Origin of the sequence: Calidithermus roseus (assembly GCF_003574095.1) — a bacterium.
GTDB lineage: Bacteria > Deinococcota > Deinococci > Deinococcales > Thermaceae > Calidithermus > Calidithermus roseus.
The window spans coordinates 1-26,230 of the sequence record NZ_QWLA01000052.1 but is presented as its reverse complement, the minus strand read 5'-3'; the positions used below and the strand labels follow the sequence as shown (position 1 = coordinate 26,230).

The following is a 26,230-nucleotide window of genomic DNA, read 5'->3' as shown; positions in this document are numbered from 1 at the left end:
GCTGGGGGCCATACAGCGGCTCAAGGGGCAAGAGTTGAGGGGGCGGGTGCGCTTTCTGGCTACTGTGCAGGAGGAGGTGGGGGGGCTGGGCAGCCGTTACGCCTCGAGCCGCCTCAAGCTCCAGCCGCCCAAGGCCATCCTGTTGGGCGAGCCCTCCGCCCGGCAGGTCATGCGCGGACACCGGGGTCGGGGCGAGATCTGGGCCGACTTCCCCGGCGAGCAGGCCCACGCGGCGCTGGCGAGCGGCACCAACCCCATCTACCCCCTGGCCCTCTTCCTCACCCAGCTCGAGCAGCACGCCGAGTCCTTCGACATCCGGCTCACCCCCACCAGGCTCGAGACCTACCCCGAGGCCACCAACGTGGTGCCCGGCGTGGCCAGAGCGGTATTGGACCTGCGCTACGAGCCTGGGGCCGATATCCGCGATCTGCTGGATGGGCTGCGCGACATGGCGGGCGAGGCCAGCGTCTACATCCCCGAGGAGGAACTGGTCTCCGGCCCGGTGCGCCTGAGCATCTCGGCCTTGCTCCCGGCCTACTCCCTGGAAAGCGACTACCCGCTGCTGGGGGTGGCGTTGCGAACTTTGGGGCAGGATTCGGCGGGCTTCTGGGGCTTCACCACCGACGCTCCCTACTTGGCCTGGAGTGGGGCTCCGGTGATCGGCTATGGCCCTGGTGACCCCGCTCTGGCCCACACCACCTTCGAGCACATCGGCATCGACGAACTCGAGGCCGCCGCCCAGGCCTACGTGGGCCTGGTACAGGCCTTGCTGGAAGCCTGAGGCCCGTGCGCGGGGCGATAGACTAGACCCGATGGACCATCAGCCCGAAACCCGGATGCTCGGAGGCCACCGCTACGCTTTCCTCGGCAGCTTTCCCCGCCTTTACGCCGAGGGGCTGAAGGCCCAGCTCGAGGCCAGCCGTATCCCCGTCCACCTCGAGACCCCCTTTACCGACGCGGGCGTGATCGAAATATACATGGGAACCTATATGGGTGACGTGTCGCTGTGGGTCCCGGCGGAGTTGTTGCAGCAAGCCCACCGCCTGCTGGAGCACGACGGGCAACCCCCTTCTCAGGAGGAGCAATGAGCGTTATCGGAATCGACTTGGGCGGAACCAAGATTGCAGCCGGTGTGTTTGCGGACGGTGCCATCCAGTCTAAGACCACCGTGCCCACTCCCGAAGCCGGTGGCCAGGCGGTGATCGAGGCCATGGCTTCCGCCGCCCGCAGTGCCATGGAAGCCGCGGGGGTCAGGGCCAGGGCCATTGGGCTGGGCACACCTGGTCCTCTGGACTTCAAACAGGGCATCATCAAATTCGCCCCCAACATCGCCGGTTTCACCAATTTCCCCATTCAGAGGCTGCTCGAGGAAGCCTCGGGCCTGCCGGTGTACGTGGAGAACGACGCCAACGCTGCCGCGCTGGCCGAGCACTTCCTGGGGGCCGCGCGGGGAGCCGAGAGTTCGCTGTTCGTCACGGTTTCCACCGGGGTGGGCGGGGGGTTCGTGTGGGGCAACCGGGTACTGCGGGGAGCCCACGGGCAGGGGGGCGAGGTGGGGCACATCACCGTGCTGCCGGGTGGCCCTTCCTGCGGCTGCGGCCTCGAGGGCTGCCTCGAGGCCCTGGCCACCGGCCCGGCGATGGAACGCATGGCCCAGGCGGTGTACAAGAGAGAAGTCGGCACCCGCGAACTCTTCGCCCGCTTCCAGGCGGGCGAAGCCAAAGCCAGGCGCATCGTGCTCCAGGCCGCGCACTACGTGGGCATCGGCCTGGCCTCGCTGGTCAAGGCCTATGACCCGGAGGTGATCGTGCTGGGCGGAGGCATCGCCCTCAACGCCGGGCAGGCCTACTTAGACGAGGTACACGCCACCTACGAGCATTACCTCGAGGGCTGGATCGCCCCACCCCTCAGGCTGGCCGAGCTAGGCAGCGAAGCTGGCCTGCTGGGCGCGGCCCTGACGGCAGCCGTGGAGGTGGGGGAGGTTTAGGGGTTGTGCCGATGGCCGAACGCCCAATGCCTGGGGCGCATCCTATGGGGTCTTTGCTCCAGCCCTTCGGATCCGCTCGAGAATGGTCTGCACCACTTCCTCCAGCCCCATCGCACTGGTGTCGATGATGATGGCGTCGGGCGCGGGAGGGATCTGCTTGGCGTCGGCAGCGTCGCGGCGTATGAGTTCGGCCAGCACCGTCGCGTAGTCGGCGTCGCGCTCGCCAAGGCGCCTCCTGGCCCGCACCTCGGGCGTGGCGGTGAGGTAGAACTTGAGGGCAGCGTCGGGAAACACCGTGCTACCCATGTCCCGCCCCTCCACCACGAAGGGCGGCTGTAAGGCCCGCAGCGAGCGGTAGACGTAGGCGCGCACCTCGGGGTGGCGTGCGACCGCCGAGACGGCCTGATCGATCTCGAGGGTGTGCATCTGGGCGGTCACGTCCTGCCCCTCGGCCAGCATGCGGTTGCCCTCCGGCAGCGGCACCAGTTGAACCGGGTGCTGGCCGAGCATGCGCACGATGGCGGCCTCGTCGTCGGGGTTGATTCCGTAGCGCTTTACCTGGTAGGTCACGCCCCGGTAGATCAACCCGCTCGAGACGTAAGGCAGCCCCAGCTCGGCGGCGACCCGCCGGGCCACGCTGGACTTGCCCGAGGCCGAGGGGCCGTCGATGGTGATGACGTCCGGCATGTCAGTCCTTGCTCGACAGGCGTTCTAAATCTTCCCAGAAGCTCGGGAAGGAGATGCTGGCCCACTCGGCGTCCTGCACCGTTACCCCTTTTTGCAGGCCGCACACCGCGAAAGCCATGGCGATGCGGTGGTCGTGGAAGGGTTCGACCACCCCTCCAGCCTGCACCGAGCCTCCCCGGATGCGAATCCAGTCGGGACCGACCTCGGCCCTCACGCCCAGGTTGTGCAGGTTCTTGGCGATGGCTGCCAGCCGGTCGGACTCCTTGACCCGCAGTTCCTCGAGGTTGGGGATGAAGGTCTCCCCCTCGGCCCAGGCCGCCGCTGCCGCCAGGATGGGCACCTCGTCCACCATCAGCGGGATCAGCGCCGGGTCTACCGAGACTCCCTTGAGCTTCGACGAGCGCGCTCGAATCCAGCCCACCGGCTCGCCGTCGTGACCCTCGGTGACTTCCCAGGCGAGGTCGGCTCCCATCTCCTTGAGCACGCTGAGCAGGCCGGTGCGGGTGGGGTTGAGCCCCACGCCCTCGAGCCTCACCTCGCTATCGGGTGTGATGAGGGCCGCCACGATGAAGAAAGCCGCGCTGCTGATGTCGCCGGGAACGGTGAGGTCACGCGCCTTGTAGGGCCTGGCTCGCTCGGTGCGGATCTGGTTGCCCTCGACGGCAATGGGCAGTCCGAAGTGGCGGAAGATGCGCTCGGAGTGGTCGCGGGTGGGGGCAGGTTCCACCACTACCGTCTCCCCTTCGGCGAACAGCCCCGCCAGCAGCACCGCGCTCTTGACCTGGGCGCTGGCTACGGGCATCTCGTAGTGAATGCCCTTCAACCCTCCGCCCCGGATCGCCAGCGGAGCCAGCTTCCCCCCCTCGCGCCCCTCGATGTGGGCTCCCATCTGCCGCAGGGGAGTGGTCACCCGGCCCATGGGGCGACGCCTGAGCGAGGCGTCGCCGCTGAGCACGGCGAAGAGTTCCTGCCCCGACAAGAGCCCGCTGAGCAGGCGGATGAGGGTTCCGGCGTTGCCGCAGTCGAGCACGTCGGCGGGCTCGCGCAGCGCCAGCCCTGTCCCCTTGATGCGGAAGTGTGCGCCTTCCTCGCTAATTTCAGCCCCCAGCGCCCGCATCGCCGCCGCGGTGGAGAGGGTGTCCCCGGCCTTGAGGGGGTGGTAGAGCCAAGTCTCCCCCTCGGCCAGCGCGCCCAGCATCAGGCCGCGGTGGGTCACTGACTTGTCGCCGGGAACGCGCAGGGTGCCGCGCAGCGAACGTGTTGGAGTGATCAGCCGTTCCATCCCTGGGGATTATAGCCTCAGGGCGCTCCACCGGCCATTGGGAATGGGAGGCCAGCACGGGGTCACCTACCGCCTGGACCCTGCCCGGAACCGGGCGAGGATTCAGAGGCTGGGGGAGTTTCGAGTCTTGGGCCTCCACCAGATTCCCCAAGGGGCGGAGATTGCCAGCGCCGTCCTCGTCAGGAGAGAGAGCGGCTTCTACCTCCAGGTGACCGGCTACTTGCCCAAGGAGACCTTGGCCGCAAGGCAAAAGTTCCCCCACCCCGTGGGGGTGGACCTGGGGGTGAGGGACAAGCTCACCCTCTCGGGCGGCCTTAAGGTGGACTTCGAAGTGCCCGAAACGCCAAGGCTGAACCGCCTGCAACGCAGGCTTTTCCGCACCAAGCCCGGCTCCAAAAACCGAGAACACCTGCGCCACCTCCTGCGCAGGGAGCACGGGCGCATCGCCAACCGCAGGCGGGATGCCCAGAACAAGGTGCTGGCCTTCCTGCGGCGCTACCCGGCGGTGGCCTTCCAGGAGGACTTCGTGAAGGGGTGGAGCGCCTCCTTCGGTAGGCAGGTTCACCACTCCGGGATAGGGGGACTGAAGGCCAGGCTGAGGAACAGCCTGGCGACCCCTCTCCCCGTGGAGCGCTTCGAGCGCACCACCGGGGAGTGCTCCGCCTGCGGGGAAGCCCTGGAGGTGCCCCTGTCTGCCAGGGTGGTGGCCTGCCCGAGGTGTGGACGCACCGAAGACCGGGACTTGAACGCCGCCAGGGTCATCCTGCGCAAGGGGCTTGGCCTGAGCCCCAATCAGGCCCTAGGGGTGGACCGCTCCGAAGTGACGCCCATGGAGAGGGAGGCCGCTGTTCGCATCCTGGGGAGCAATCCCTGGGTGCGGGTAAGCTTCCTCGGCGAAGTGGGAAGCCCCGCACTTTGGTGCAGGGAGGAGATCACTCATCAAATCGGCGTATAGTAGGGCCAGATATGGATGGTATTCACAATCATGCGGACCCGCAATATTGGGCCAAGCTGCAATTGGTGGCCGATACGCTCAAAGGCATTCAGGGACCCATCGTGGTGGTTTCACACGTAGACCCTGATGGCGACGCTATTGGCTCGAGCCTGGGCCTGGCCCGCGCACTGAAGGCGCTGGGCAAGCAGGTCACCTGGATCGCCAAGGTGCCTCGCTATTTGAGCTTTCTGGTCAGGGAGGGCGAAGCCAGCCCTCCCATCGAGCACCTGCCCGAAGGCACCACGCTGGTGGTGGTGGACGCCGCCGAGCCCAGCCGGGTGGAGGGAGCTCCGGTCGAGGGCTTCGTGATCAACCTCGACCATCACGGCACCAACCCCCGTTTTGGCAACCTGGCGGTGGTGGACCCCTCCAAGGCCGCTACCTGCCAGATCGTCAAGGAGCTCATCGACCTGCTGGGCGTGCCCTGGACTCCCGAACTGGCCACGGTGGTGCTGACCGGGCTGATCACCGACACCGGCAACTTCCGCTTCTCCAACACCACCCCCGAACTGCTGTGCACTGCCGCTGACCTCATTGCCCATGGTGTTCCCTACGCCGAGCTCACCGACAGGCTCCAGTGGCGGCCTCCCGAATATTTCATCAGCCTGGCCAAGGTGCTCTCCACGATCCAGTTTCACTTCGGCGGCCTGGTGGTCACCGCGCACATGCCCCCCGGCGACTACGAGGACGACTCCGACGACTACGTGGGCCAGATTCGCTACGCCGAGGGCTCGCAGCTGGCGGTCTTCCTGCGGCAGCGCGGCGAGGACGTGAAAGTCAGCCTGCGCAGCCGAGGCGGAGTCTCGGCCCAGGCCATTGCGGTCAAGCTGGGGGGCGGGGGTCACGTCCCCGCAGCCGGGGCCACCCTGCGCGGGATGACCCTCGAGCAGGCCTACCCCAAGGTGCTGGCCGCGGTAGAGGAAGAGCTGCGGCGCTCGGGTTACCTCGAGCCTGCCCGAGCTGCAAAAGCCGCTGATGGCCGATAGCCGATTGCTACGGCAGCTACGGTAGCCCCAAGCAAGCTGCTTCAGTCCTTTGCCTCGAGTTCCTGGGCTTCCTCCTTGAGCCTGATCGGGCTGGCCTTTTCCGGCTTCTTGCCCACTTTACCCGCGTAGAAGGCCCTTATCCTCTCGAAGTCAGCGTGAATGTCGCCGCTGGGCAGGAAGTAAGCTCCAATGCCCAGCTCCCGGCGGGAGTAATCGATGTAGCCCAGGCCGATGGGCACCTGAGCCTCCAGGGCCATGTAGTAAAAGCCGCTGCGCCAGTGAGGGGCCCGGCTGCGGGTGCCTTCGGCGGCCACCACCAGCACGATGGAGTCTCGCCTGCGGATGAGCTGGGCCACCTGCTTGACGAAGTCGCCGCCTTTGTTGCCGCGATCGACGGGGATGCCCCCCAGAGCCTTCATGACGGGGGCCAGCACGGGCGGAAAGAGCTCCTTCTTGCCCACCCAGTTCATGGGCAGGCCGGTGGCGAATTTCCACAAGATGGCGTAGAGGAAGTCCCAGTTGGAGGTATGGGGGTAGCCCACCGCCACGAACTTGGGGCCGGGTGGGGGCTCGAGGATGGCCTTCCAGCCCAGTAAGCCCAGAGCCCACGTGGCCAGGCGTTGCCCAGAGGTCTTGGGGATGTGCGCTTGTGGCATTGTGCGCAGTATAGCCGGATGGGTGGGGCAGGATATTCGTCCCATCCTCCCGTGTTAGCGTGAAGTGCCATGAAGGCTTTCAGATTGCTCCCCTACGCCCTTTTCCTGCTGGGATTGCTGGTGCTGGCCCAGAACAGCCTCACCGCGCAGGACGCCTGGATACGCCTGCTGCCCACCCCCACCTTGGCCGCCTACCTCACCCTCTCGAACCCCACCGACAAGCCCATCCGGGTCCTCGGCGTGAGCACGCCCGTCGCGCTCAGGGCCGAGTTTCACGAGACCAGGACCGTGAGCAGCAGCGATCACGGCGGCCACGGTGAGACCACCATGGTGCCCCTGCGGGCGGTGATCGTGCCTGCGAGGGGCAAGCTCGAGTTCAAGCCCGGCGGCAAGCACATCATGCTCCTGGGGGTCAAGCGCACCCTGAAGGAAGGGGAGAAGGTGCCGCTGGTGTTCCGCCTCGAGGGCGGCAAGTCCCTCACCGTGCAGGCGGTGGTCAAGGCGCAGTAAAGGGAGTAGCTCAGCCGTCGGCGGTCATCTATCATCCGCCAGTTCGTGGCCCTTGGTTTGTCTGGGGCTGAGGCGTTTAGCGTCTAGCGTTCGGCATCCGGCCATCCGCACCCTGTACAATGACCCTTTGAACGCGCGGGCAAGCCGCGCTTGGAGATTCTTATGTATCGCGTACTCATCGTGGGCCGGCCCAACGTGGGCAAATCCAGCCTCTTCAACCGCCTGGTGGGCAAGCGGACGGCGGTGGTGGCCGACACCCCCGGCGTGACCCGCGACCTCAAGGAGCACGTGGTCGAGACCGAAAAAGGCCGCTTCCTGCTCATCGACAGCGGGGGCATGTGGTCGAGCGACGTGTGGGAGCACAAGATCAAGGAAAAGGTCGAGCAGGCCCTGAAGACTGCCGACTTGGTGCTCTTCACGGTGGACGGACGCTCGGACCTGGCGACCGCCGACCTCGAGGTCGCCGATTTCCTGCGCCGGGCTCACAAGAACGTCCTCGTCGTCGCGACCAAGGTGGACGACCCCAAGCACGAGCACTACCTGGGCGACCTCTACGCGCTGGGCTTTGGCGAGCCCATCCCCACCAGCAGCGCGCATGCGCGGGGCCTCGAGGAACTCGTCGAAGCCATCTGGGCAAGGCTGCCGGTGCGCCAGGAAGAGGGCGAGGGCGAAGTGGTACCCATCCGCATCGCCATCGTGGGCCGTCCCAACGCGGGCAAGAGCAGCCTGCTCAACGCCATCTTGGGAGAGGAGCGGGTCATCGTGAGCGACCAGCCCGGCACCACCCGCGACGTCATCGACGTGGAGTTCGACTATGGCGGCAACCGCTTCCTGCTGGTGGACACCGCCGGGATTCGCAAGCGCCCCGAGACGCTGGTGGAGGAGATCGCCATCAGCCGCGCCCACAACGCCATCCTCGAGGCCGACGTGGTGCTGCTGGTGATCGACCCCTTCGAGGTGGGCGAGCGCGAGCTCAAACTGGCCAACGAGGCCCTGGACGCCGGTAAGCCGGTGATCCTCACCATCACCAAGTGGGACCTGGTGGCAAAAGAGGAGGCGCGCAGGGTACGGGCCGACCTCCACCTCAAGCTCGCCCACCTCGAGCACCTGCCCCGGGTGTTCGTCTCCGCCGTGACCAAGCAGAACCTGCACAAGCTCTTCTCCGAGGCTGCGCGGCTGTACGCCCTGGCCCGCGAGCGCCGCGAGACCGCTGAGCTCAACCGCTTCCTCTCGCTGTGGACGGCGAACGTGGCCCTGCCCAACTTCAAGGGCAAGCCGCTGAAGATCTTCTTCCTCACCCAGCCCGAAGTCGCCCCACCCACCTTCGTCTTTTTCGTCAACTACCCCGAGTTCGTCACCCGCGCCTTTGAGGGCTACTTGCGCAACAAGATCGGCGAGGACCTGGGCCTCAAGGAGATCCCCTTCCGGCTGGTTTTCCGTGGGCGGCGCGAGGCTAAGGGCAGGGAAAAGGAAGGGGAATAGCCTGAGCGCAAGAGGCCAAACGCTTGAGTGCCCTCCGCTTGATTCTCCCCCATCTGGGGCCACCACGGAAAGCGTTTGTTGGCGCGGTGATGGGAAGATGACGCGAAGCTTCCCGTGGGGTACTTAGCGGTGCCTCGAGCCCCCCGACCAATTGAGCAGGGCGAATAGCGCCATCAGAAATAGTCCCCAAATCCAGCCGTCCATAACCCTATCCTCGCGCTTCATTCTGGCCGAGGGGGTGTTAAATAACCGTTATAGGGCCCTTTGGGCTGGAGGCTCAAAATTCCTTTAGCCAGGTGGCCGGGCCATCAGGGCCTGCAGGCCCTCGACCGCGCCCATCCGCAGCGAGCAGTCGGCGAGGGGGGAGAGCGGGGTGGCTTCGGGGTTGATCTCGATGAGGTAAGCCCCGCTGTGGCGGGCAAGACGCCCCAGGCTGGCCGCGGGCTCCACTTCCCCACTGGTGCCGATCACCAGGGCCACCTCGCAGGCGGTGAAGGCCTCGAGGGCCCGCTCGAAGGCTCCTTCGGGCAACAACTCGCCAAACCACACCACGTCGGGACGGCCGGGAGCCCCACAAGCAGGACACGGGGGCGGGGGGGTGAAGTCCTGGGGAGCGGGCAGAGGAAAGCGCTGGCCACACCGCTCGCAGCGCCCCCGCGTGATGTCGCCGTGCAAATTGACCACTCGCTGCGAACCGGCCCGGCGGTGTAGGCCATCGACGTTCTGCGTCACCAGCAGAAAGCCTTCGCCCAGGCTGTGCTCGAGTTCCACCAGCAGCGCGTGGGCAGGGTTGGGCTGGGCCTGGAGCACGTTCTTGTAGCGCCAGGCGTACCACTCCCACACCTTCTGCGGGTTGCGGGCATAGGCGCTGGGGGTGGCGTATTCCTCGAGGTCGAAATCCTGCCACAATCCTGCCGCGTCGCGAAAGGTGGGGATGCCCGAGGGCTTGGAGATGCCCGCACCGGTCAGCACGGCGATGCGCCGGGCGTTCATGAGGCGATGGCGGGCGGTGTGCAGGTCGCTCACGTCTTCAGCATAAGGCAGGTAAAGCGCCCTTAAAATGGGGCACTGTGGAAACGCTGGTCATCGTACTGCTTGCCTACCTCTTCGGCAGCATTCCCGCGGGGGCCTGGGTAGCCCGCACTTACGGCGTGGATATCCAGAAGGTGGGCTCGGGAAACACCGGAGCCACCAACATCCTGCGTACCCTGGGCTGGGGGCCTGCTCTGGTAGTGGCCTTCTTCGACATCTTCAAGGGTGGCATCGCGCTGCTGATTGGGCGGTTGTTTGGTCTAGAGGGGGTGCAACTGGGGCTGGTGGCGGTATCGGCGGTGCTGGGCCACAACTACTCGCTGTTCCTGCGCTTCAAGGGGGGCAAGGGGGTGGCGACCAGCATGGGCACCATCATCGTGCTCGATCCCCTGGTGGGCCTCATGATCCTGCCCATCGGCGTCTGCGTGATCTGGCTGACCCGCTACGTCTCGGCGGGCAGCATGGTGGGGGCTATGTCTGCGGTGATCATCGCGCTGGCCCTGGGCCGTCCTTTGTGGGAGATCGCGACCTTGGTCCTGCTGGCCCTGCTGATCTTCTGGACCCACCGCGACAACTACCGCCGCCTGCAAGCGGGTACCGAGCGACGCTTCGGGGAAAAGGTCCAGCCTGAGGCCCCGGCTGCCCCCTCCTCGAGTGCCTAACTCCCCGAGAGCACTAGCTGGCGGCGAGCGGCGGCCACGGCCAGCTCGGTGCCCAGCTCCTGGCTGAGGTGTTGCAGCAGGGCCAGCCATTCCTCGTTGGAGAGGGAGGGCTCGAGGGCCAGCCGCAACAGGGCGTTGTAGGGGTGCTTCCCGGCGGCCAGGGCGCGGGCGGTTTCGCCGGGGACGGGGGCAGTCTGGATGTCGCGCAGCAAGCTCAGGGCGTCGAACTGAAGGCCCGAAAGCGGCAGGAACTCCTCGGAGCCCTGATAGGCCAGGGCGCTGATGTCCTCCAGCACGTCGAGGGCTTGCTGGCGGATTTGGGCCAGCTCGAGCTGGTGCTTGTGCCCGTACAACGCCTCCATCACCTTGGGCAGTACCAGTTCATCGGGGCTGCGGCCTAGCAGTTGCTCGGCCTGGGTGTACCAGCCCTCCAGCAACTTCGAGACTTCTACCAGTTGGGCAGTCACCCCCGACTGGGCTGGAGTGCCCTGCTCGAGCTGAAGGGCAGTCTGGCGTAACACCTCCCCCAGCTCCCCCAGCCGCTGCTGCAAGCGCTGTCCCTCAGAGATCAGCCGCTCGACTTCGGCGATGCCCGTGCTAACCGTAGCCTGCATACCCTACATCCTAGCGCCTGATGAGAAGCGCGGCTCTGAGCGATCGTTCATCAAATTGGTCAAAAATCACACCCCTCGAGCCCAAACGCTGAATTGCCCTCCATTCTGGTATAACCCTTAGCATGGCGCTTGATCTGCTGGTGGTCGCACCCCATCCCGACGACGCGGAGCTGGGCTGTGGGGGCACGCTGGCCCGCGCCAGGGCCGAGGGCCTGAGCACGGGCATCCTCGAGCTGAGCCTGGGGGAGATGGGCACCAAGGGCACGCCCGAGCAGCGCCTGGCGGAGGCAGCCGAGGCCGCCCGCATCCTGGGCCTGGATTACCGGGGGAACCTGCGTCTGCCCGACGGATCCCTCACCGATGCCCCTGAGCAGGTCGCTGCGCTGGCTGCGGCCCTGCGGCAACTGCGTCCGGCGGTGCTGATCGCGCCCCACGAGGCCGACCGCCACCCCGACCACGTGGGCGCGCACCGGCTGTGCCGCAGTGCGCTGCACTTCGCCGGCCTGCTCAGAGCCCCGCTCGAGGGGCAGCCGCACAGGGTCTCGAGGCTGTTCTTCTACCCTGGCAACTACCCGGTCACTCCCAGCCTGCTGGTGGATATCTCACAGTACATCGACACCTGGGAAGCCTCGGTGCTGGCCCACCGCAGCCAGTTCTACGGCGAGGCTGCCTCGGAGACGGTGAGCCTGGCCGGGGTGGAGGCCCGCAAGGCCCTGCGCCGGCAGTGGGGCAACTACCTGGGGGTGGGCTACGCCGAGCCCCTGGTGAGCCCCCTGCCCTTGCTGACGACACCCTGGTACTGATCTTCCCTCTAACGTACCGCTTCCGCCTTGCGCTGCGCCTCCTCGAGGGCCTGGCGCGCCGGGACTCCGCCCTTGAGGGCGCGCTCGAGGGCCTCCTCGAGGAAGTTGCGCCAGGTGGCAAACTGCGGCACGCGGGGGCGGGGCTGGGCGTAGGCGATCTGCTCGAAGGCCACCTTGCGGTAGGGGTTTTCGCGGTAGAACTGCTCCAGCAGCGGGGTGGCCGACTTGCGCAGGGGCACGTAGTACGAAGCCTGCACCCAGCGGGCGATAATCCCTGGCTCCATCAGGTACTTCCAGAACTCCACCGCGCCCCTGAGCTCTTCGGGCCTGGCCCCTTTGATCACCACCAGTTGGGCTCCGCCCAGCGGCACCTTGCCGCCGGGTTCACGCGGCACCGGGGCCACGCCGAGCTTGAAGGCGAAGGAGAAGTTCTCGGCGGCGGGCCAGTTGGCGATGGAGGCGAAGACCATCATGCCCTTGGTGCGCACGAAGTCGAGCTGGGCGAAGGTGCTCTCGGCGAGGTTGCGGGCGGTGATGGAGCCGCTTTTGCTGAGGTTCTGGAGGAACTCCAGCGCTTCGACGACCTCCTTGGAGGTGAAGGCCGGCCGGCCACCTGGGGTGACGAGGTTGCCGCCCCGGCTGGTCACCATGGCCTCGAAGGTCCAGGACTCGGAGAGGGCGATGAAGCCCTTGGAAGAGCGGCTGGTGAGGGCACGGGCCACGTTGCCGAACTCGGCCCAGTTGCCCGGCACCTTCAGGCCCCTGGCCCGCAGTTGGTCCTCGTTGAAGAACAGCACCGGCGTCGAGGTGTTGAAGGGCAGCCCGTAGCGTTTGCCGCCGACGATGCCGTAGTCCCAGGCCGCTTCGTAGAGGTCGTCGGTGAGGGCTTTGGGCACGGTGGCTACCGCCTCGTCGAGGGCGAGCGCGGAACCTTCGGCCACCAGCTTGGGAAAGAACACCACCTCTGCCTGGAACAGCGTTGGACCCGACCCCGAGCGCAGCGCCGCCACCAGCTTGCTCTCGGCCTCGCGGTAGTCACCCACGTAGCGCGGGGTTACCCTGTATTCGCGCTGCTTGCTGTTGAACTCCCGCGCAAATTCATCAATGGCCCGCCCCGCCGGCCCATCCATCGCGTGCCAGAAACTCACTTCAACCTGGGCCAGGCTCAGGCCCATGAGCACCATCGTCCACACCAGCACTCGCTTCACGTCGCCTCCTGGAGTTCGCGTGAGCCTATTCTAACTGGGCATAAGGAGGGGCGTGCCATGGGGCTGTCAGGGGGCGATAGCTAAAGACTCTTGAGAAATTCTACGAGCGCCTGCCGCTGGGCCGGGGAGAGGCTGAGGAAGTTGAGCCTGGCCTTTTCGGCTTCGCCTCCGTGAGCGGCGATGGCGGCCTCGAGGTTGCTGGCGCGCCCATCGTGCAGGAAGCGAGAGCGGCTTCCCAGACCCCACAGCGGGGCGGTGCGCCAGTCCTTGCCCCTGGCCTCGCCCTGCGGCAGGCCGTCGTCGAGCAGCGGCCCCATGTCGTGCAGCAGCAGGTCAGAGTAGAGGGGCACTCCGCCCAGGTTGGGGGTGTGGCAGGCCGCGCAGCCGGTGCTGGCGAAGAACTTTTCGCCCTCGCCCTTGATTGCCCTGGGCCGCAGGGGCTCGAGGCTCCGCACGAAGGCGGTGAGGGAGGCGAGGATCTGGCCGTCGTCCTCGAGCCTGCCCAGGTCGCCCGGACAGCGTTCCTTGAGCGCCAAAAAGTCCTCGGGCGCGAGGGGGTTGGTGATGCCGTGCTCGTTGCGCAGGGCCTGGCCCACGAAGTGCTCGAGGCGCGCTACGTCGGCCTTCCAGCCGAAGCGCCCCACCCGCTTGACCCCGTCCGGCCCCATCACCCAGTTGGGCCGGCCCTGGACGCCGCCTTCCTTGGGCACCGCCCCAGCCAGGATCACGCTCTGGGGGATGGCGTCAACCAGGCCCAGGCCGTAGAGCGGGGGGGTGATGCGCACCGAGCTAAGGTTCGCCCCGGCGGGGATGCCGGGGCGCGCGGAGCAGGAGAGGCCGAGCTCGCTCACCGAGTGGGCTCGGGCCAGGGGCCCGCCGTTGCCCAGCATGGGGTCGAACTTCCCGCCGCTCAGGCGACCCACCAGCGTGGCTACTCCCAGGCCGTCGGAAGCCACGCCCCCCGCGGTGGGGGAGGCGTGGCACTCGGCACAGGAGCGGGCGTTGAACAGCGGCCCCAGCCCCTCGCCGGGGGTGAAGGCGTGGCGGAAAAGCTCGGCTCCTCGAGCGACGAGGTCGGGTGTTGGGGCGCTGGTGGCGGTGCTGGCCCCGAAAGCGGGCAACTCGAGCACCGCCCCTCTGAGGCCGGGGTACTGGGGCAGCTCCCCGGTCACGCTGACCCAGATCTTCTGGGCGTCGCTCGAGACCGCGATCCCGGCCAGCCGCCCGCCGCCCAGCACGCCCACTCCTGGCACTTCCACCCGCCGTGTCGCGACCACGCTGCCGTTTTGCCTCATCCGCACGATGGTGCCGTTGCCCCGGTTGAGCACGTAGAGGTCGGAGTTTCCCGCCAGGGTGGTGTTGGAGGAGAAGCCGGGGTTGGCGACTTCGGGCACGGCGGGGGCTAAGTCGATGGGCACGTTGAACTCGGGTACCTGGATGCGCCGCTGGCTGGCGACGCGGAACACCCTGCCATCGTCGGCTAGGGTCAGAGCCACCACCGCGTTGCCCAGGGGGTCGGCGACGTAGATGATCCGGTCGGGCACCCAGTTGAAGACCATCCCGGCGCGGATGGCCATCTGCTCGGTGGAATCGCCATCCCTGGGGCTGAGCGCGCTCAGAGGCCGGATGGTTCCGCCTGGAGCCAGCCCGTCCACGCCCTTTTCCACGTGGACCTGCGCGATCCTGCCGTCGGCCATGAGCACCGCGAACACCGCCCGCCCGCTCTGGTCGGGCGACTTGCCCAGCAGGGCGGTGCCCAGCGTGGCCGCTCCCAGGCCCCCGAGGAAGATCTGGGGAGTGCGGTTGGTCTGGTTGCTGTGGAACACCCCGCCTGCCACTTTGCTGGGGGCTCCGGCCAGGGGTCGCCCGTCGGGATCGATCACCGACTCGAAGCCAGGGCCAGTGGCTCCCTGGGGCGCGCCGGTGAACCAGGGCCGCCCGAAGGCGTTGTTGATGGAGATGCCCAGCGGGTAGCTCACTGCCGGCAGAGCGGCGGTTACCGCCTGGGGGTTGTTGAGGCCGTTGGTGAACGCCGGGCTCTGGGCGGTGTAAAGCTGCACCCGCCCACCCGCGGCCACCGCCTGGCCGCCGGCCCTGGCGAAGTCCTGGGGAATCACCACCGGGGCATCGCCCCTGGGATCGATGGAGAGGATGGACCCCTCGGGCCAGTTGGCGATGGCCTTGGGAGCCCCAAAGTTGGAGCTGCTGGCCACGAACAGCCTCTCGGCCTCGAGGACCCTCCCGGCCTGGGTGAAGGCCGCGAACTCGGGCTTGTCCCGGATCGGGCCGCCGGGGTGAAAATAGCCGATCTGGCTGAGGGCTCCCGCTCCCGGAATGCCCACCGCCACCACCTTGCCGCTGATGGGCTGGATGCCTTGGGCCAACGCGCTCGCGAGGCTGAAGGCCGCAGCGAGCGCGGGCAGGATTGACTTGCGTGACAACAGAAGCCTCCTTCAGGACGCGGCACCCGGAATAGGGCGAGTCGGGGATGAGTGAGATAGTTTGGGGGATAGAGCGCTAAGAAGGTATCCGCGAGTCCGGGGACAAAGTATTGTACGTGGGGCTACAGGTCAACGAAGGATTTCTTAAGGTTCGCGGGGCGGAAGGAAGACCAGGGTCGGGGATCTAAGAACGTAGACTTGCGTTTGGCGCTAGGCGTTCGACACTTTGCCTACGACGTACGACTCATAGCCAGCGGCCCCTACTTCAAATGCACCACCGTCACCCCGTGGCCGCCTTCGTAGGGAACGGCGTCGTGGAAGCTCTGGACCCGCTTGTCGCGCTTGAGCGCTTCGCGCAGGGCGTTACGCAAGGCCCCGGTGCCCTTGCCGTGGAGCAGGCGCAGGGGGGTGGCCCCCACGGCCCTGGCCTCCTCGATGTAATCGTCCACTGCGATGAGGGCTTCCTCGACGCTCAGGCCGCGCAGGTTGAGCTCGGTGTCGAAGCTCGAGCGCTGGCGGCTACTGCCTGAGCCCTTGGGTTTGTCTTCCTCCTTGGGCTTGAGGCTCGAGAGGGGGAAGCTCATGCGCACCGCGCCCATCTGCACCACGGCCTCAGCGCCGCGGATTTCGACGATGCTGCCCTTGCCGTATTCGGGCACGTCCACCACCGCGCCTACCTGGAGGTTCGGCTGGGTGGGGATTTGGCCCTTGGGGGGTTTTCGATAGCGGCTGCGCAGTTGCAGCAGGTCCTGCAGGGCCTGGCCCTGGCCCTGGACTCTGGCTTTCTCGCGGGCCTGGCGCACCTGTTGCTGGGCTTCGAGCACCACCCGCTCGGCCTGGGTGCGCGCCTCTTCCAGCAGCTTTTCGCGCTGGGCCTCGAGTTCGCCCAGCCGCTCTTCGAGTTTCTGCCGCAGGGCTTCGGCTTCGCGGGTGGCCGCCGCGGCCTTCTCGCGCTCGGTCCTCGCGGCCTCGCGCTCGGCCTCGAGGGCCGCCAGCAGGCGCTCCACCCGTCCCCCTTCCGGCCCCAGAAGCTCCTCGGCCCGCTTCACGCCCTCAGCCGGGAAGCCCAGCCGCCGCGCGATGGACAGGGCGTAGCTGCGGCCCGGTGAGCCTACCGTCAGGCGGTAGGTGGGGCGCAGGTTCTCCAGGTCGAAGCGCATGGAGGCGTTGCGTATGCCGGGTTGCTCCTGGGCGAAAGCCTTGAGCGGGGTGAGGTGGGTGGTGATGAGGCCCCGTGCTCCCAGCGCCAGGAGCCGCTCGAGGAAGGCCTGCGACAGCGCCGCGCCCTCTTCGGGGTCGGTGCCCGAGCCCAGCTCGTCGATGAGCACCAGGCTCTGCGCGTCGGCGTGCTCGAGCACCTCCTTGAGCCTGAGCAGGTGGGCGGCGAAGGTTGAGAGGCTTTCCTGCAGGCTCTGCTCGTCACCGATGTCCACGAAGAGCTGGGTGGGGAAGTCGAGCACCGCACTCTGGGCCGCTACAAAGAGCCCCGACTGGGCCATCAACACGGCCAGGCCCAGGGTCTTGAGCAGCGCAGTCTTGCCGCCCATGTTGGGCCCGGTGAGCAGCAGGATGCGGTGCTCGTCGGTGAGTTCTATGTCGTTGGCCACGGCCCCCTGGATCAGGGGGTGGCGGGCTTGGACCAGCCGATAGGTGCCCCGTTCGAAGCGGGGCCGGGACAGGCCCCAGTCCTGAGCCAGGTTGGCCGCAGCGCGGGCTAAGTCGAGCTCGACCAGGGCCTCGAGGGTCGCCGGCAACTCAGGGTCGCCCGCCAACAGGCTCGACAGCTCGAAGAGGATGCGGTTCACCTCAGCCTCCTCCTCCAGGCGCAGGCTGGCGAGCTGGTTGTTGAGCGGCACGATGCTGGCGGGCTCCATGAAGACCGTGAGCCCGCTGTCCGACTGGTCGAGCACGATGCCGGGAAGCTGGTTCTGGAAGCTGGCCTTGACCGGAATCACGTAACGGTCGCGCCGGATGGTGATTAGCCGGTCCTGGATGGCGCTGGGCTGCCGGTCCATGATGCTATAGAGCCGCTCCTGGATGCGAGCGCGCAGGGGGCCCAGCGAGGAGCGGATCTCCCGCAGGCGCGGGCTGGCCGAGTCGCGCACGTTGCCCCCGTCGTCTAGGCACTCTCTGACCCGGCGGCGAAACAGGGTGTGCTCGCCGATACGCGCCGCCAGGGCCGACAGCCGCTCGCCAATCTCCAGGAGCTCATGTTTGAGTTCGGTGGCGGCCTCGAGGCTGTGCGCCGCGCCCAAAAGGTCAATGCCCTCCAGCCGCCGCCCCTCCTGCGCTGCCGCCAGCGCCGGGCGCAGGTCGCGGATGCCCCCCAGGCGGTAGCTGTAGGCCACCGCCTCGGCGACGGTGGCTTGCTGGGCCAGGGCCTCCTCGAGGCTGGCTTTGGGACCAACGCGCAGGGCGGCCTCCTGGCCCATCAGGGTCGAGGCCCGCTCGGCCAGAGCCTGGCGAACGCGGTGAAATTCCAGTGCTTCGAGGGCGTCACGCATAGGCGAATACCCAAAGGGCCAGTATAGCGCCTGTAGCCAGGGCATTTGCGCCCTGGCTCGGCCTCCAATTCAAGCAGGCCCGGACCATGGAAATGACTTTTGCGACATCCGGGCCGTCGTCTAAGCGCGCGGGGGTGCCCAGGCCTCCCCGGAGAAGAAGCCCCGCACCAGCCGGCCAACCAGCGGAGCCAGCAGGATCAGCGCCAGCAGGTTGGGTATGGCCATTAAGCCGTTGAAGGTGTCACTGACGCTGAGAAAGGTGTCTAGGCCCCCCAGCGGCCCCATGAAAGCCAGGACCAAGTAGCAAAGGCGAAAGGGCCAGCGGATACCCTCGCCAAAGAGGTAAGTCGCCGCTTCCTCGCCGTAGAACCCCCAGGTGATCAGCGTGCCCATGGCGAAGACGATCAGCAGCACCGCGAGCACGAGGCTTTGCAGGAAATGGGCCGAAAAGAGCTGAACGATGGCTTCGGTGGCCGACCCTCCCATGAACTCTCGCCACACTCCCGAGGCGATGAAGGTCAGGGCGGTGAGGGTGGTGACCAGGAAACTCACCAGCATCTCGGTGACGCCCCAGAAGCCCTGCCGAACAGGGTGATCTACCTGGGCCTGGGAGTGAGCGAAGGCCGAGGAACCCAGCCCGGCCTCGTTGGCGAAGATGCCCCGGCCCATCCCGGCCTGGAAGATCTGCACCAGCGCGTAGCCTGCCGCGCCGCCGGCAGCAGCCTGGAAGCTCAGGGCAGAGGAGAAGACCAGCGAGAAAGCGGCGGGCAATTGCCCCGCATGTACGATCAGGAGCGGCAGCACCGCCAACAGGAACAGCAGCAGCTTGAGGGGGAAGATCACCGAGGCAAAGCGGGCTACCCGCACGATGCCACCGCCCAGCACCACCCCGGCGATGACGGCGACCAGCAGCCCGGTGATGGCCGGAGGCACCTTGAAAGCTTCCTGGAGCGTGCCACTGAGGGCCTCGGCCTGCACCAGGTTGCCCCCGCCGAAGGCGGAGAAGATGGCGAAGATGGCAAACAGCCCGGCCAGCCAGCCCCAGCGGGGTCCGAGGGCCTGTCGGATGTAGTACATGGGGCCGCCCGAGATCGAGCCGTCGGTGTACTGGCGGCGGAAATGCACGCCCAGGGTGGCCTCGGCGAATTTGGTGGCGGCCCCGAGCCCGTAGCCCAGCCACATCCACAAGACCGCACCCGGTCCGCCCGATAAAATGGCGGCGACCATCCCCACGACGTGCCCGGCTCCCACCGTGCCCGAAAGAGCGATCATCACGGCCTGAAAGGGGCTAATGGTTCCACCAAAGCTCTCCGAGCGCTCACGGATGGCCCCCAGGGTCTCGCGCAGGATGATACCGAAGCGGGTGAGTTGCAGGAAGCGCGTGTGGATCGAGAGATAAAGCCCCACCAGAATGAAGATCAGCATCATCACCGGGCCATAAACCAGGCTGTTGAGCCACTGATTGATTTCGAGAAAGCTCATAGATTTACCTCAAAGGATATCCTTCAACCGGGCGTGAACCAAGCTTCCACCTCGAGCCCCCTCGCCAGGCGGTGTCTGCGCAGGTCGGGGTCACACAGGCCTACCCGCCCGGCAAAGTTGGGTCGGGGGAGCACTTGGAAGGACAGGATAGGGCCATTGCGCGCCTGCAGGAGCAGGCGGAAACCGGCGCGGAACTTGGGACTCCACTCCCTGTACAGCTTCTCGTCGACGAAGGCCACGCCCTGCGGCGTGCCATACAGCGGTAGGACGATGAGTTTGTGCCGCACGATCTGCACCTGGGGCCTGGCCTCGAGCACCCCCAGCTCGAGCAGGCGCTCGAGCTTGCGGGCCACTTCCAAGGGGGGCATCCCCGTCCCCAGCAAGATGGTCGCGATGGATTGGCCGTTGCTCAGCGATGCCAGTTTGAGGAGGTCGTGTGAGAGCTGGATCTGCTTGCCGCGAGGCTTCAGCTGCAGCACCTCGCTCCAGTCGCTGCTCAGCAGCTCGAGCTGCTGCCAGTCCTCGATGAGCTGGGCCAGCCGCTGCTGTACCGCCAAGCCCCCAAAGAGGTTCTCCTCGACCGGGGCCTGGCCGTCCTCGAAGCGGAAGGGTACGTAGCGCATCCCGGCGATCAGCTCCAGCGCCTCGTCGCCTATCCGCTTTCCCGCTTCGGCGCTCACCAGCCTGCCCTGCCGCAGGGAGAGCTGCGCGGGAATCTGGGGATGCTCGAGGTAGAGCTCACCGTCGCGCTTGCTTCCCAGCAGAGTCTGCAACAGGTTGAGCAGGGGAAACTCTTTGAGGTTGCCTCGCAGCACAGCTTCTCCATTCGCCTGCATTCTACGCACAGGCCTTTGCTTTATGCACTCTCATCAATTGCCGATCGCGAGCAGGCTTTTGTCGGGGGCGACGCTCCTCTTCGCCCTGGTGATGGGTGCGGGTAGGTTCTCAGACCGGTATTCTTAAGCCATGTCCAATGTCCTGGTCTTGCACGGTTTCACCTCGCACCCCATCCTCACTATGGGCCCGCTCCCCGAGGTTTTGCGTCGGGCGGGCTATACCGTGCTGCAGCCCACGCTCCCCGGCCACGGTACCCGTCCGGAAGACCTGGTGGGAGTGCGCTGGGAGGACTGGTACCGGGTGGCGCTGGAGGCCTACCGCTCGCTGCCCGAGCCCAGGGCGCTGGTGACGCTCTCGGTAGGCGCTTTGATCGGGGCCAAGCTCGCTGCTGAGGAGGGCACCTCGGCATTCGTGGCGATGGTGCCGGCTCTGGGTTTCGTCAATCCCCTGGCCCCCCTGGCCCCTTACTTGCGGTGGCTGATCCCGACCTTCAAGGGCACCAACTCGGTGCGCGACCCCGAGCGCAAGAAGAACAACCCCAACTACCCATACTTCCCCACCGGCGCTTTCGTGGAGGTGCTCGAGCTGTGTCGGCAGGTCCCCCCCCTGCTGCCCCGGATTACCGCCCCGGCTCTGGTGCTCCAGGCCCAGCACGACAGTACCATCCCCGAGGCGGCGGTCAGGCGCTTCCACCAGTTGCTGGGAAGCTCGAGCAAGGAGTACAAGGTCTACGACAGCGAACACGACCTCCTGCTCGACTTCAGGGCCGACGAGGTTGCCGAGGACGTGAACGCTTGGCTGAAGCGGGTATTCCCGCCGAAGGAAAGTTGATAACCCTTAGCCGATCGTCGCGCAGAATGTCGAATGTGATTGGATCTTGCGTCGTCTGCAATACACCTTGCAGCATGGGACACATGACCTTATTGCAACTGATAATCAGTTGCAATAAGCTAGCGAGGTGGAGCCGATGACCCTAACCGTATTCTTCTACGCTTTGCTGACCGCCATCGCCACGGGTCTGGGGGCACTGCCTTTTCTATTGCGGCGCGGCTTCAGCCGCCGGGCGTTGGGCATCGCCAACTCGGTAGCAGCCGGGCTGATGCTGGCGGCCAGCTTTGGCCTGGTCTACGAGGGGGTAAACTACAGCCTCGCGCGCACGTTGCTGGGAGTCTTCGTGGGCCTAGCCTTCATCCTGGCGGCCCACCGCTTCCTGGGCCGTTACGACGATATCCGTTTGGGTAACCTGGGTGCGCTGGATTCGCGCAAGGCCCTGATGCTGGTGGGGATCATGACCCTGCACTCTTTTGCCGAAGGGGTGGGCGTGGGGGTTTCGTTCGGCGGGGGAGAGGCCTTGGGCTTGTTCATCACCCTAGCCATCGCGGTGCATAACATCCCCGAGGGTCTGGCGATCAGTCTGGTGCTGGTACCTAAAGGGGTTTCGGTGCTCAAGGCTGCCTGGTGGAGTGTGTTTTCCTCGCTTCCCCAACCTCTCATGGCGGTGCCCGCCTTCTTGTTCGTCGAGACCTTCAAACCGCTGCTGCCCTTCGGGCTGGGCTTTGCAGCGGGGGCCATGATCTGGCTGGCCATAGCGGAGATCCTGCCCGAGGCCCTCGAGGAGGCCCCGGCTTCCAGCGTAGCTACCGCCCTCACCCTCTCGGTGGCTGCGATGGTGGCCTTCCAGTTCCTGCTCGGTGCTTAAGACGGGAGCCCAAAAAGCACAAAGAACAGGGAAGTTGTCGAACCTCTCGTCCTGTCCTCGAGGAAGCGGGGTCAGGCGCTCAGGCGCTGGGCATCGGTCCAGAAGCCCTCGAGGTCGTAGTATTCACGGGCCTCGGGGGTCATGATGTGCACGAGCACCTCGCCGTAATCGAGCAGGATCCAGCGCTGGCTAGGGCCTTCGACGTGGAGGGGAAGGAGGCCTTCGTCTTCCAGGCGTTCACGCACCGCGCGCTCGAGGGCCTCGAGGTGGGGGCGGCTGGTGCCGGAGGCGATGACAAAGAAATCGAGGCTCTCGGACGCTTGCCGCAGGTCCAGAGCCACCACGTTTTCGGCCTTCTTGTCTTCCAGGGATTGACGGATCAACTCGATCTTTCGGGTAGCATCCAGTGTTTTCACCATCTGCCCCCAGTGTAGCGCAACTTCGCTGGAGGAATGTGTGCGGTTTGCCAAGCGGATGCTGAGCGCAGGGAAGCGCTTCAGGTCATTTTCCAATCGCCGGGCTACCCCATAAACTCACTACATGGAAGCCCTGTGGGTGCTGGGAGCGTACGTGTTGGGCCTGGGGGCGAGTGTGCTGGGACTGCCGCCCCTGGTGGGCTACCTGGCCGCAGGGTTTGGCCTGGGTGCGCTGGGTTTGCACGGCGGGGATTTTCTGCACGAACTGGCCCACGCGGGGGTGCTGCTGCTGCTGTTCAGCGTGGGGCTCAAGCTGCGGCTGGCCAGCCTGTTCCGTCCCGAGGTGCTGGGGGTGGGGAGTCTGCACTTGTTGCTGGCCGGAGGCCTGACCACCTTGCTGCTGTGGCCCTGGCTGGGCAGCGCGGCCTGGTACGTGGGGCTGGGGCTGGGGTTTTCCAGCACCGTGCTGGCGATCAAGCTGCTGGAGGAAAAGCGCGAACTCTCCACTTACCACGGGCGGGTGGTGGTGGGCATCCTGGTCTTGCAGGACCTGGTGGCGGTGGCCTTGCTGGCGCTGGCCGGGGTCAAGACTCCCACGCCCTGGGCCTTGCTGCTGCTGGTGTTGCCGCTGCTGCGCCCGCTGGTGATCTGGGTGCTCGAGAAAAGCGGTCACGATGAGTTGCTGCTGCTGTTCGGGGTTGGGCTGGCCTTGGGCGGAGGTAGCCTAGCGGAGGCGGTGGGGCTTTCGGGCGAGCTGGGGGCTTTGCTGATGGGAGCCGTGCTGGCCGGCCACGCCCAGACCACCGAGCTTTCGCGTATGGTGTGGGGCCTGAAAGAAGCCTTTCTGGTGGCCTTCTTCCTCGAGATCGGACTGGGCGGTTTCCCCGAACTGGGACTGCTAGGGGCGGGCTTTTTGATCCTGCTCTCGTTGCCGCTGCAACTGGTGATTTTCTTTGGGCTGTTCGTGTTGTTCGGCCTGCGGGCGCGTACGGCCTTCGTCTCCTCGGCGGCGCTGGGAACCTTCAGCGAGTTTACCCTCATCACCTCGAGCGCCGCCGTGCGCAATGGGGTGCTGGATGAGTCCTGGGGCACGCTGCTGGCTTTGGTGGTGGCAGCCTCGCTGGTGCTGGCGGCTCCGCTCAACCGCCGGATTCACTGGCTGTACGACCGGCTCGAGCCCTACCTGCTGCGCTTCGAGCGCACGGGCTACCACCCCGACCGCGAGCCCACCCGGCTGGGGCAGGCCCGCTGGCTGGTGGTGGGCATGGGCCGCACGGGTGGAGCGGCCTACAAGCTGCTCGAGCGCGAAGGTGAACGGGTGGTGGGGCTAGACGCCGACCCGGCCAAGCTGGAGGCCCACCGCGCCAAGGGCCGCCGGGTGCTCTACGGTGACGCCGAGGACCCCGAGCTGTGGGAGCGGCTCGAGCTTTCCGGGATCAGGGGGGTGCTGCTGACTATGCCCGACTTCGAGGCCAAGCTGCGCGCGGTGGAGGGCCTGCGCCGCCGGGGTTTCCCCGGTCTGATCGCCGTGACCAGCTATCACCTCGAGGAAGACCCGCTGTTCGAGAAAGCCGGGGTGAGCTTCATCTTCCATCCCTTTGCCGAGGCCGGTGAACGCCTGGCCGAGCGGGCGCTGGAATTGCGCGCGGTGGAGGAGGTCGTCGAAGGCCAAAATACGTCGATTGTCGATGACCGATAGTCAGTAGCGCGGGGTCGTACGTCCTGCGTCACACGCCAAACGCTAAGGCAGCACGATCAGGGCGTCGTAGCCTGAGGGGCTGAGGTTGTAACGGGTGAACAGTGGCAGGTGCAGCAACTCCGCGTAGTAGCGGGCTACCTCGACCGAGGTGCTGCCGGTGCGGATGTAGACCCCTGGTCCGAAGTTCAGGGTGTTCTCGGCTACGTCGGGCAGGGGCAGGCCCAGGCGGCGGAAGCCCTCGAGGGGATCACGGTCGTTTTTCCGGGTGTTCTCCGAACCTGCGGCAGTGGACACCAGCACCGCCACCTTGCCCTCGGGGGCGATGCCGGTGAGCAGGTCAAGGTTGAGCGAGAGGAAATCGTTGAGGAAGCGGTTGCGCTCTTCTTCATCGAAGCGCAGGAAGAAGCCGTCCTCGTAGGTGGGCAGCGTGGCCGAGCGCAGCGAGACCCCGCGCAGGTAGGGGAGCCAAGCCAGCGCATCCTGCAGGCTGAGGTCGGTCTCGAGCCTGCTCCAGACTTGGTTGGCCAGTCCCGGCAGGCGGCCCCAGTATTTAGGCTGCTTGATCTTCTCGGCGACCTGGCTCAGCAGGTCCTTGATGCGGTCGAGGCGGCTGTAATCGCTGCCGTAGCCATAGCGAAAGCGCATGTACTTTACCGCATCGGCTCCGTTGAGGTGATTGGGACCGGCGGGAAAGTCGATGTAGAGCCCGGCGGCCCGGTCAGTGTACTTCATGGGTTCGCTCAGGACCACGTCCACCCCGTCCACTGCGTCCACGAGCACCTTGACCACGTCGAGCGTGAGGATGACGTAGTGGTCTACCGGCAGCCCCAACGCCTCCTCGACGGCGTCCACCAGCCCCTGGGCCTTGCCTCTGGCGTAGGCCCCGTTGATTTTGCCACCGGTCAGGGGGGTGTAGAGGTCGCGGGGTATGGCCAGCAAGCTCACCTCGCTGCCCCTGACGGCAGCGTAGAAGATGGTGTCGGTGCGTTCGCCCGCGCCGCAAGGGGTGTGGTAGCCGCAGTATTCGATGTCACGGGCGGCGATCACCAGGTTCATCTCGAGCTCACCGCCCATCCGGAAACCGCTGCCCCCCCCACCTTGGCGCATGTCGCCAGGAGTGGGGGCAAAATGGATAGCCGCGGCTAGGCCGAGGAAGCCCAGGCTCAGAAGGATCAGGGAAGCTCGAGGTCGGCGCATGAACGTTTCCCGACAAAGATAGCCGATAGAACCTTGCTAATCGTGAAAAGGACAGGGTGAAACTAAAGCCTGAAGCCTGGCCTGGGCTCGCTCGCCAGTTCCCGATAAGCCTCGAGGGTGCGGGGGTGGACGGGAATGCCCTTGCTCTGAAGGTATTCGACCTTGCTGCGCACGGCCCGGCGGTAGGCCTCGAGCAACTGGCCCTCCAGCGCCAGATCGCGGATTTCGGCGTTGACCCCGCGCCCTGGCTCCGATACATCGGCCACGTAGACCGCCATCGCGATGGCGTGGCTGGGGTGTACGCCGTAGACGTGCCCCTCGATGGCCTCGAGCACCTCCTCATCCTCGATGCCCCACTCCTCGGCCAGACGCCGCCCGGCCCGCCCGTGCAGGGCCTTGGGGTGCTTGCGTTCGACCTCGTTCTGCGGAGGGGCCAGCTCGGCCAGGCGCTCGGGGGTGAAGTCGCGGGCTGCATCGTGGAGGATGCCCGCCAGGTAGGCCCGCCCGGGCTCGAGCCCGTTGGCCTCAGCGATGCGCTCGGCCAGCTCGGCCACCCGCAGGATGTGGGCGAAGCGCTCGGGGCTGACCAGCTTGCGCACCCGTTCAGCCCACTCGGTAAAAGCCGTGTTTGCCAATGTAGACCTCCACTTCCAAAGGCAGCAGATAGCGCACCGTGCGGCCTTCGCGCAGCCGCTTGCGAATCTCGCTGCTGGAAACGTCGTAACCAGGGATCTCCAGGAGGCGGGTGCGCTCCCGGAAGAAGGGGTGGATTTCGGGGGTGTGGCCGGGCCGGGTCACCGCGACCAGCTGGGCCAGGTCGTCGAGCCGCTCGGCCTGGTGCCAGGAGTCGGCGTCGTTGTAGGCATCGGCCCCGGTGATGAAAAAAAGCTCAGCAGCCGGGTAGCGCTGCTGAGCCTCGAGCAGGGTATCGACGGTGTAGCTGGGGCCGGGGCGGTCGAGCTCGAGGCGGCTGGCCTCGAAGCGAGGGTCGCGGGCGGTGGCCAGCAACACCATCTCGTGCCGGGCCTCGGGCGGGGCGACGGGGGTCTTGT

26 protein-coding genes are annotated in these 26,230 nt (G+C 66.5%); 12 read left to right on the top strand and 14 right to left on the bottom strand.

Translation table 11 applies throughout. The features are described from left to right. From Mrose_RS12700 to Mrose_RS12690, 3 genes are all read left to right on the top strand, one after another. The coding region (locus tag Mrose_RS12700; protein WP_147371645.1) for a M20/M25/M40 family metallo-hydrolase at positions 1–781 on the top strand (781 nt) is incomplete at its 5' end. Between the two features lie 31 nt (positions 782–812). Beyond that, positions 813–1,088 carry a hypothetical protein gene (locus Mrose_RS12695; RefSeq protein ID WP_119278806.1) on the top strand — a complete coding sequence of 92 codons (276 nt, stop codon included), beginning with the start codon at positions 813–815 and terminating at the stop codon, positions 1,086–1,088. Further along, positions 1,085–1,987 (top strand): ROK family protein, encoded by a 903-nt coding sequence (locus Mrose_RS12690; RefSeq protein ID WP_119278804.1) that lies wholly within the window; start codon positions 1,085–1,087, stop codon positions 1,985–1,987. Before Mrose_RS12695 ends, Mrose_RS12690 begins: the two co-directional genes overlap by 4 nt. A gap of 42 nt (positions 1,988–2,029) precedes the next feature. On the opposite strand, the gene cmk is transcribed toward Mrose_RS12690, so the two are convergent. Together cmk and aroA are read right to left on the bottom strand one after the other, a co-directional pair. After that, complete coding sequence (gene cmk / locus Mrose_RS12685; RefSeq protein WP_119278802.1) at positions 2,030–2,674, bottom strand: (d)CMP kinase; 645 nt, start codon at positions 2,672–2,674, stop codon at positions 2,030–2,032. Position 2,675: 1 nt separating this feature from the next. Then, complete coding sequence (gene aroA, locus Mrose_RS12680; RefSeq protein WP_119278800.1) at positions 2,676–3,956, bottom strand: 3-phosphoshikimate 1-carboxyvinyltransferase; 1,281 nt, start codon at positions 3,954–3,956, stop codon at positions 2,676–2,678. A 43-nt stretch (positions 3,957–3,999) separates the two neighbouring features. On the opposite strand from aroA, the gene Mrose_RS12675 reads away from it, so the two are divergent. Next, on the top strand, positions 4,000–4,911 hold the full coding sequence (locus tag Mrose_RS12675; protein ID WP_119278798.1) for an RNA-guided endonuclease InsQ/TnpB family protein: 912 nt from the start codon (positions 4,000–4,002) through the stop codon (positions 4,909–4,911). An 11-nt stretch (positions 4,912–4,922) separates the two neighbouring features. Continuing rightward, on the top strand, positions 4,923–5,936 hold the full coding sequence (locus Mrose_RS12670) for a DHH family phosphoesterase (protein WP_119278796.1): 1,014 nt from the start codon (positions 4,923–4,925) through the stop codon (positions 5,934–5,936). A 41-nt stretch (positions 5,937–5,977) separates the two neighbouring features. On the opposite strand, the gene Mrose_RS12665 is transcribed toward Mrose_RS12670, so the two are convergent. Continuing rightward, complete coding sequence (locus tag Mrose_RS12665; RefSeq protein WP_119278794.1) at positions 5,978–6,592, bottom strand: lysophospholipid acyltransferase family protein; 615 nt, start codon at positions 6,590–6,592, stop codon at positions 5,978–5,980. 69 nt (positions 6,593–6,661) lie between these two features. Between Mrose_RS12665 and Mrose_RS12660 the strand changes: the two genes are divergently transcribed. Beyond that, positions 6,662–7,102, top strand: coding sequence for a copper chaperone PCu(A)C (locus Mrose_RS12660; RefSeq protein WP_119278792.1), 441 nt, complete (start codon positions 6,662–6,664; stop codon positions 7,100–7,102). A 162-nt stretch (positions 7,103–7,264) separates the two neighbouring features. Then, entirely contained in the window at positions 7,265–8,584 is a 1,320-nt protein-coding gene (gene der / locus Mrose_RS12655) for a ribosome biogenesis GTPase Der (RefSeq protein WP_119278808.1), read from the top strand. Between the two features lie 288 nt (positions 8,585–8,872). Here der and Mrose_RS12650 read toward each other — a convergent pair whose 3' ends face one another. Next, the gene (locus tag Mrose_RS12650) at positions 8,873–9,610 is read right to left on the bottom strand and encodes an SIR2 family NAD-dependent protein deacylase (protein ID WP_119278790.1); all 738 of its coding nucleotides are present in this window, start codon (positions 9,608–9,610) and stop codon (positions 8,873–8,875) included. A 44-nt stretch (positions 9,611–9,654) separates the two neighbouring features. Between Mrose_RS12650 and plsY the strand changes: the two genes are divergently transcribed. Further along, a complete protein-coding gene (gene plsY, locus Mrose_RS12645; RefSeq protein ID WP_119278789.1) occupies positions 9,655–10,278 on the top strand; it encodes a glycerol-3-phosphate 1-O-acyltransferase PlsY in 624 nt (207 codons plus the stop codon). Here the strand turns inward: plsY and Mrose_RS12640 are convergent. Continuing rightward, on the bottom strand, positions 10,275–10,892 hold the full coding sequence (locus tag Mrose_RS12640) for a hypothetical protein (protein WP_119278787.1): 618 nt from the start codon (positions 10,890–10,892) through the stop codon (positions 10,275–10,277). The two genes, plsY and Mrose_RS12640, sit on opposite strands and share 4 nt — an antisense overlap. A 122-nt stretch (positions 10,893–11,014) precedes the next feature. Here Mrose_RS12640 and bshB1 point away from each other — a divergent pair, with 122 nt between their 5' ends. Beyond that, positions 11,015–11,695: a bacillithiol biosynthesis deacetylase BshB1 gene (gene bshB1, locus Mrose_RS12635; RefSeq protein WP_119278785.1), complete on the top strand. Its 681-nt coding sequence runs from the start codon at positions 11,015–11,017 to the stop codon at positions 11,693–11,695. 8 nt (positions 11,696–11,703) lie between these two features. Here the strand turns inward: bshB1 and Mrose_RS12630 are convergent, their stop codons facing one another. The 5 genes from Mrose_RS12630 to Mrose_RS12610 form a co-directional block, all read right to left on the bottom strand. Continuing rightward, on the bottom strand, positions 11,704–12,879 hold the full coding sequence (locus tag Mrose_RS12630; RefSeq protein WP_182482798.1) for an ABC transporter substrate-binding protein: 1,176 nt from the start codon (positions 12,877–12,879) through the stop codon (positions 11,704–11,706). Between the two features lie 104 nt (positions 12,880–12,983). Then, entirely contained in the window at positions 12,984–15,344 is a 2,361-nt protein-coding gene (locus tag Mrose_RS12625; RefSeq protein ID WP_147371644.1) for a di-heme oxidoredictase family protein, read from the bottom strand. Between the two features lie 260 nt (positions 15,345–15,604). Beyond that, a complete protein-coding gene (locus Mrose_RS12620; protein ID WP_119278779.1) occupies positions 15,605–17,848 on the bottom strand; it encodes an endonuclease MutS2 in 2,244 nt (747 codons plus the stop codon). A 120-nt stretch (positions 17,849–17,968) separates the two neighbouring features. Next, positions 17,969–19,330 (bottom strand): alanine/glycine:cation symporter family protein, encoded by a 1,362-nt coding sequence (locus tag Mrose_RS12615; RefSeq protein WP_119278777.1) that lies wholly within the window; start codon positions 19,328–19,330, stop codon positions 17,969–17,971. 23 nt (positions 19,331–19,353) lie between these two features. Then, complete coding sequence (locus tag Mrose_RS12610) at positions 19,354–20,145, bottom strand: DUF4388 domain-containing protein (protein WP_182482797.1); 792 nt, start codon at positions 20,143–20,145, stop codon at positions 19,354–19,356. 151 nt (positions 20,146–20,296) lie between these two features. On the opposite strand from Mrose_RS12610, the gene Mrose_RS12605 reads away from it, so the two are divergent. Further along, a complete protein-coding gene (locus Mrose_RS12605) occupies positions 20,297–20,998 on the top strand; it encodes an alpha/beta hydrolase (RefSeq protein ID WP_119278773.1) in 702 nt (233 codons plus the stop codon). 136 nt (positions 20,999–21,134) lie between these two features. Continuing rightward, the gene (locus tag Mrose_RS12600; protein ID WP_119278771.1) at positions 21,135–21,866 is read left to right on the top strand and encodes a ZIP family metal transporter; all 732 of its coding nucleotides are present in this window, start codon (positions 21,135–21,137) and stop codon (positions 21,864–21,866) included. A gap of 71 nt (positions 21,867–21,937) precedes the next feature. Here Mrose_RS12600 and rsfS read toward each other — a convergent pair whose 3' ends face one another. Then, entirely contained in the window at positions 21,938–22,285 is a 348-nt protein-coding gene (gene rsfS / locus Mrose_RS12595) for a ribosome silencing factor (protein WP_119278769.1), read from the bottom strand. A 121-nt stretch (positions 22,286–22,406) separates the two neighbouring features. Here rsfS and Mrose_RS12590 point away from each other — a divergent pair, with 121 nt between their 5' ends. After that, on the top strand, positions 22,407–23,981 hold the full coding sequence (locus Mrose_RS12590; RefSeq protein ID WP_119278767.1) for a cation:proton antiporter family protein: 1,575 nt from the start codon (positions 22,407–22,409) through the stop codon (positions 23,979–23,981). A 42-nt stretch (positions 23,982–24,023) separates the two neighbouring features. Here Mrose_RS12590 and Mrose_RS12585 read toward each other — a convergent pair whose 3' ends face one another. The 3 genes from Mrose_RS12585 to nadD form a co-directional block, all read right to left on the bottom strand. Then, positions 24,024–25,178, bottom strand: coding sequence for an LCP family protein (locus Mrose_RS12585; RefSeq protein WP_119278765.1), 1,155 nt, complete (start codon positions 25,176–25,178; stop codon positions 24,024–24,026). Positions 25,179–25,240: 62 nt separating this feature from the next. Continuing rightward, a complete protein-coding gene (gene yqeK / locus Mrose_RS12580; RefSeq protein WP_119278763.1) occupies positions 25,241–25,813 on the bottom strand; it encodes a bis(5'-nucleosyl)-tetraphosphatase (symmetrical) YqeK in 573 nt (190 codons plus the stop codon). Continuing rightward, on the bottom strand, positions 25,782–26,230 hold a 449-nt coding region (gene nadD / locus Mrose_RS12575; protein ID WP_119278761.1), incomplete at its 5' end, for a nicotinate-nucleotide adenylyltransferase. The genes nadD and yqeK, both read right to left, overlap by 32 nt.

What these genes read in the sequence shown, in the direction of transcription:
- Mrose_RS12695 (WP_119278806.1), top strand. Translation starts at nt 813, where the DNA reads ATGGACCATCAGCCCGAAACCCGGATGCTCGGAGGCCACCGCTACGCT.
- Mrose_RS12690 (WP_119278804.1), top strand. Translation starts at nt 1,085, where the DNA reads ATGAGCGTTATCGGAATCGACTTGGGCGGAACCAAGATTGCAGCCGGT.
- cmk (WP_119278802.1), bottom strand. Translation starts at nt 2,674, where the DNA reads ATGCCGGACGTCATCACCATCGACGGCCCCTCGGCCTCGGGCAAGTCC.
- aroA (WP_119278800.1), bottom strand. Translation starts at nt 3,956, where the DNA reads ATGGAACGGCTGATCACTCCAACACGTTCGCTGCGCGGCACCCTGCGC.
- Mrose_RS12675 (WP_119278798.1), top strand. Translation starts at nt 4,000, where the DNA reads ATGGGAGGCCAGCACGGGGTCACCTACCGCCTGGACCCTGCCCGGAAC.
- Mrose_RS12670 (WP_119278796.1), top strand. Translation starts at nt 4,923, where the DNA reads ATGGATGGTATTCACAATCATGCGGACCCGCAATATTGGGCCAAGCTG.
- Mrose_RS12665 (WP_119278794.1), bottom strand. Translation starts at nt 6,592, where the DNA reads ATGCCACAAGCGCACATCCCCAAGACCTCTGGGCAACGCCTGGCCACG.
- Mrose_RS12660 (WP_119278792.1), top strand. Translation starts at nt 6,662, where the DNA reads ATGAAGGCTTTCAGATTGCTCCCCTACGCCCTTTTCCTGCTGGGATTG.
- der (WP_119278808.1), top strand. Translation starts at nt 7,265, where the DNA reads ATGTATCGCGTACTCATCGTGGGCCGGCCCAACGTGGGCAAATCCAGC.
- Mrose_RS12640 (WP_119278787.1), bottom strand. Translation starts at nt 10,892, where the DNA reads ATGCAGGCTACGGTTAGCACGGGCATCGCCGAAGTCGAGCGGCTGATC.
- bshB1 (WP_119278785.1), top strand. Translation starts at nt 11,015, where the DNA reads ATGGCGCTTGATCTGCTGGTGGTCGCACCCCATCCCGACGACGCGGAG.
- Mrose_RS12630 (WP_182482798.1), bottom strand. Translation starts at nt 12,879, where the DNA reads ATGGTGCTCATGGGCCTGAGCCTGGCCCAGGTTGAAGTGAGTTTCTGG.
- Mrose_RS12620 (WP_119278779.1), bottom strand. Translation starts at nt 17,848, where the DNA reads ATGCGTGACGCCCTCGAAGCACTGGAATTTCACCGCGTTCGCCAGGCT.
- Mrose_RS12615 (WP_119278777.1), bottom strand. Translation starts at nt 19,330, where the DNA reads ATGAGCTTTCTCGAAATCAATCAGTGGCTCAACAGCCTGGTTTATGGC.
- Mrose_RS12605 (WP_119278773.1), top strand. Translation starts at nt 20,297, where the DNA reads ATGTCCAATGTCCTGGTCTTGCACGGTTTCACCTCGCACCCCATCCTC.
- Mrose_RS12600 (WP_119278771.1), top strand. Translation starts at nt 21,135, where the DNA reads ATGACCCTAACCGTATTCTTCTACGCTTTGCTGACCGCCATCGCCACG.
- rsfS (WP_119278769.1), bottom strand. Translation starts at nt 22,285, where the DNA reads ATGGTGAAAACACTGGATGCTACCCGAAAGATCGAGTTGATCCGTCAA.
- Mrose_RS12590 (WP_119278767.1), top strand. Translation starts at nt 22,407, where the DNA reads ATGGAAGCCCTGTGGGTGCTGGGAGCGTACGTGTTGGGCCTGGGGGCG.
- Mrose_RS12585 (WP_119278765.1), bottom strand. Translation starts at nt 25,178, where the DNA reads ATGCGCCGACCTCGAGCTTCCCTGATCCTTCTGAGCCTGGGCTTCCTC.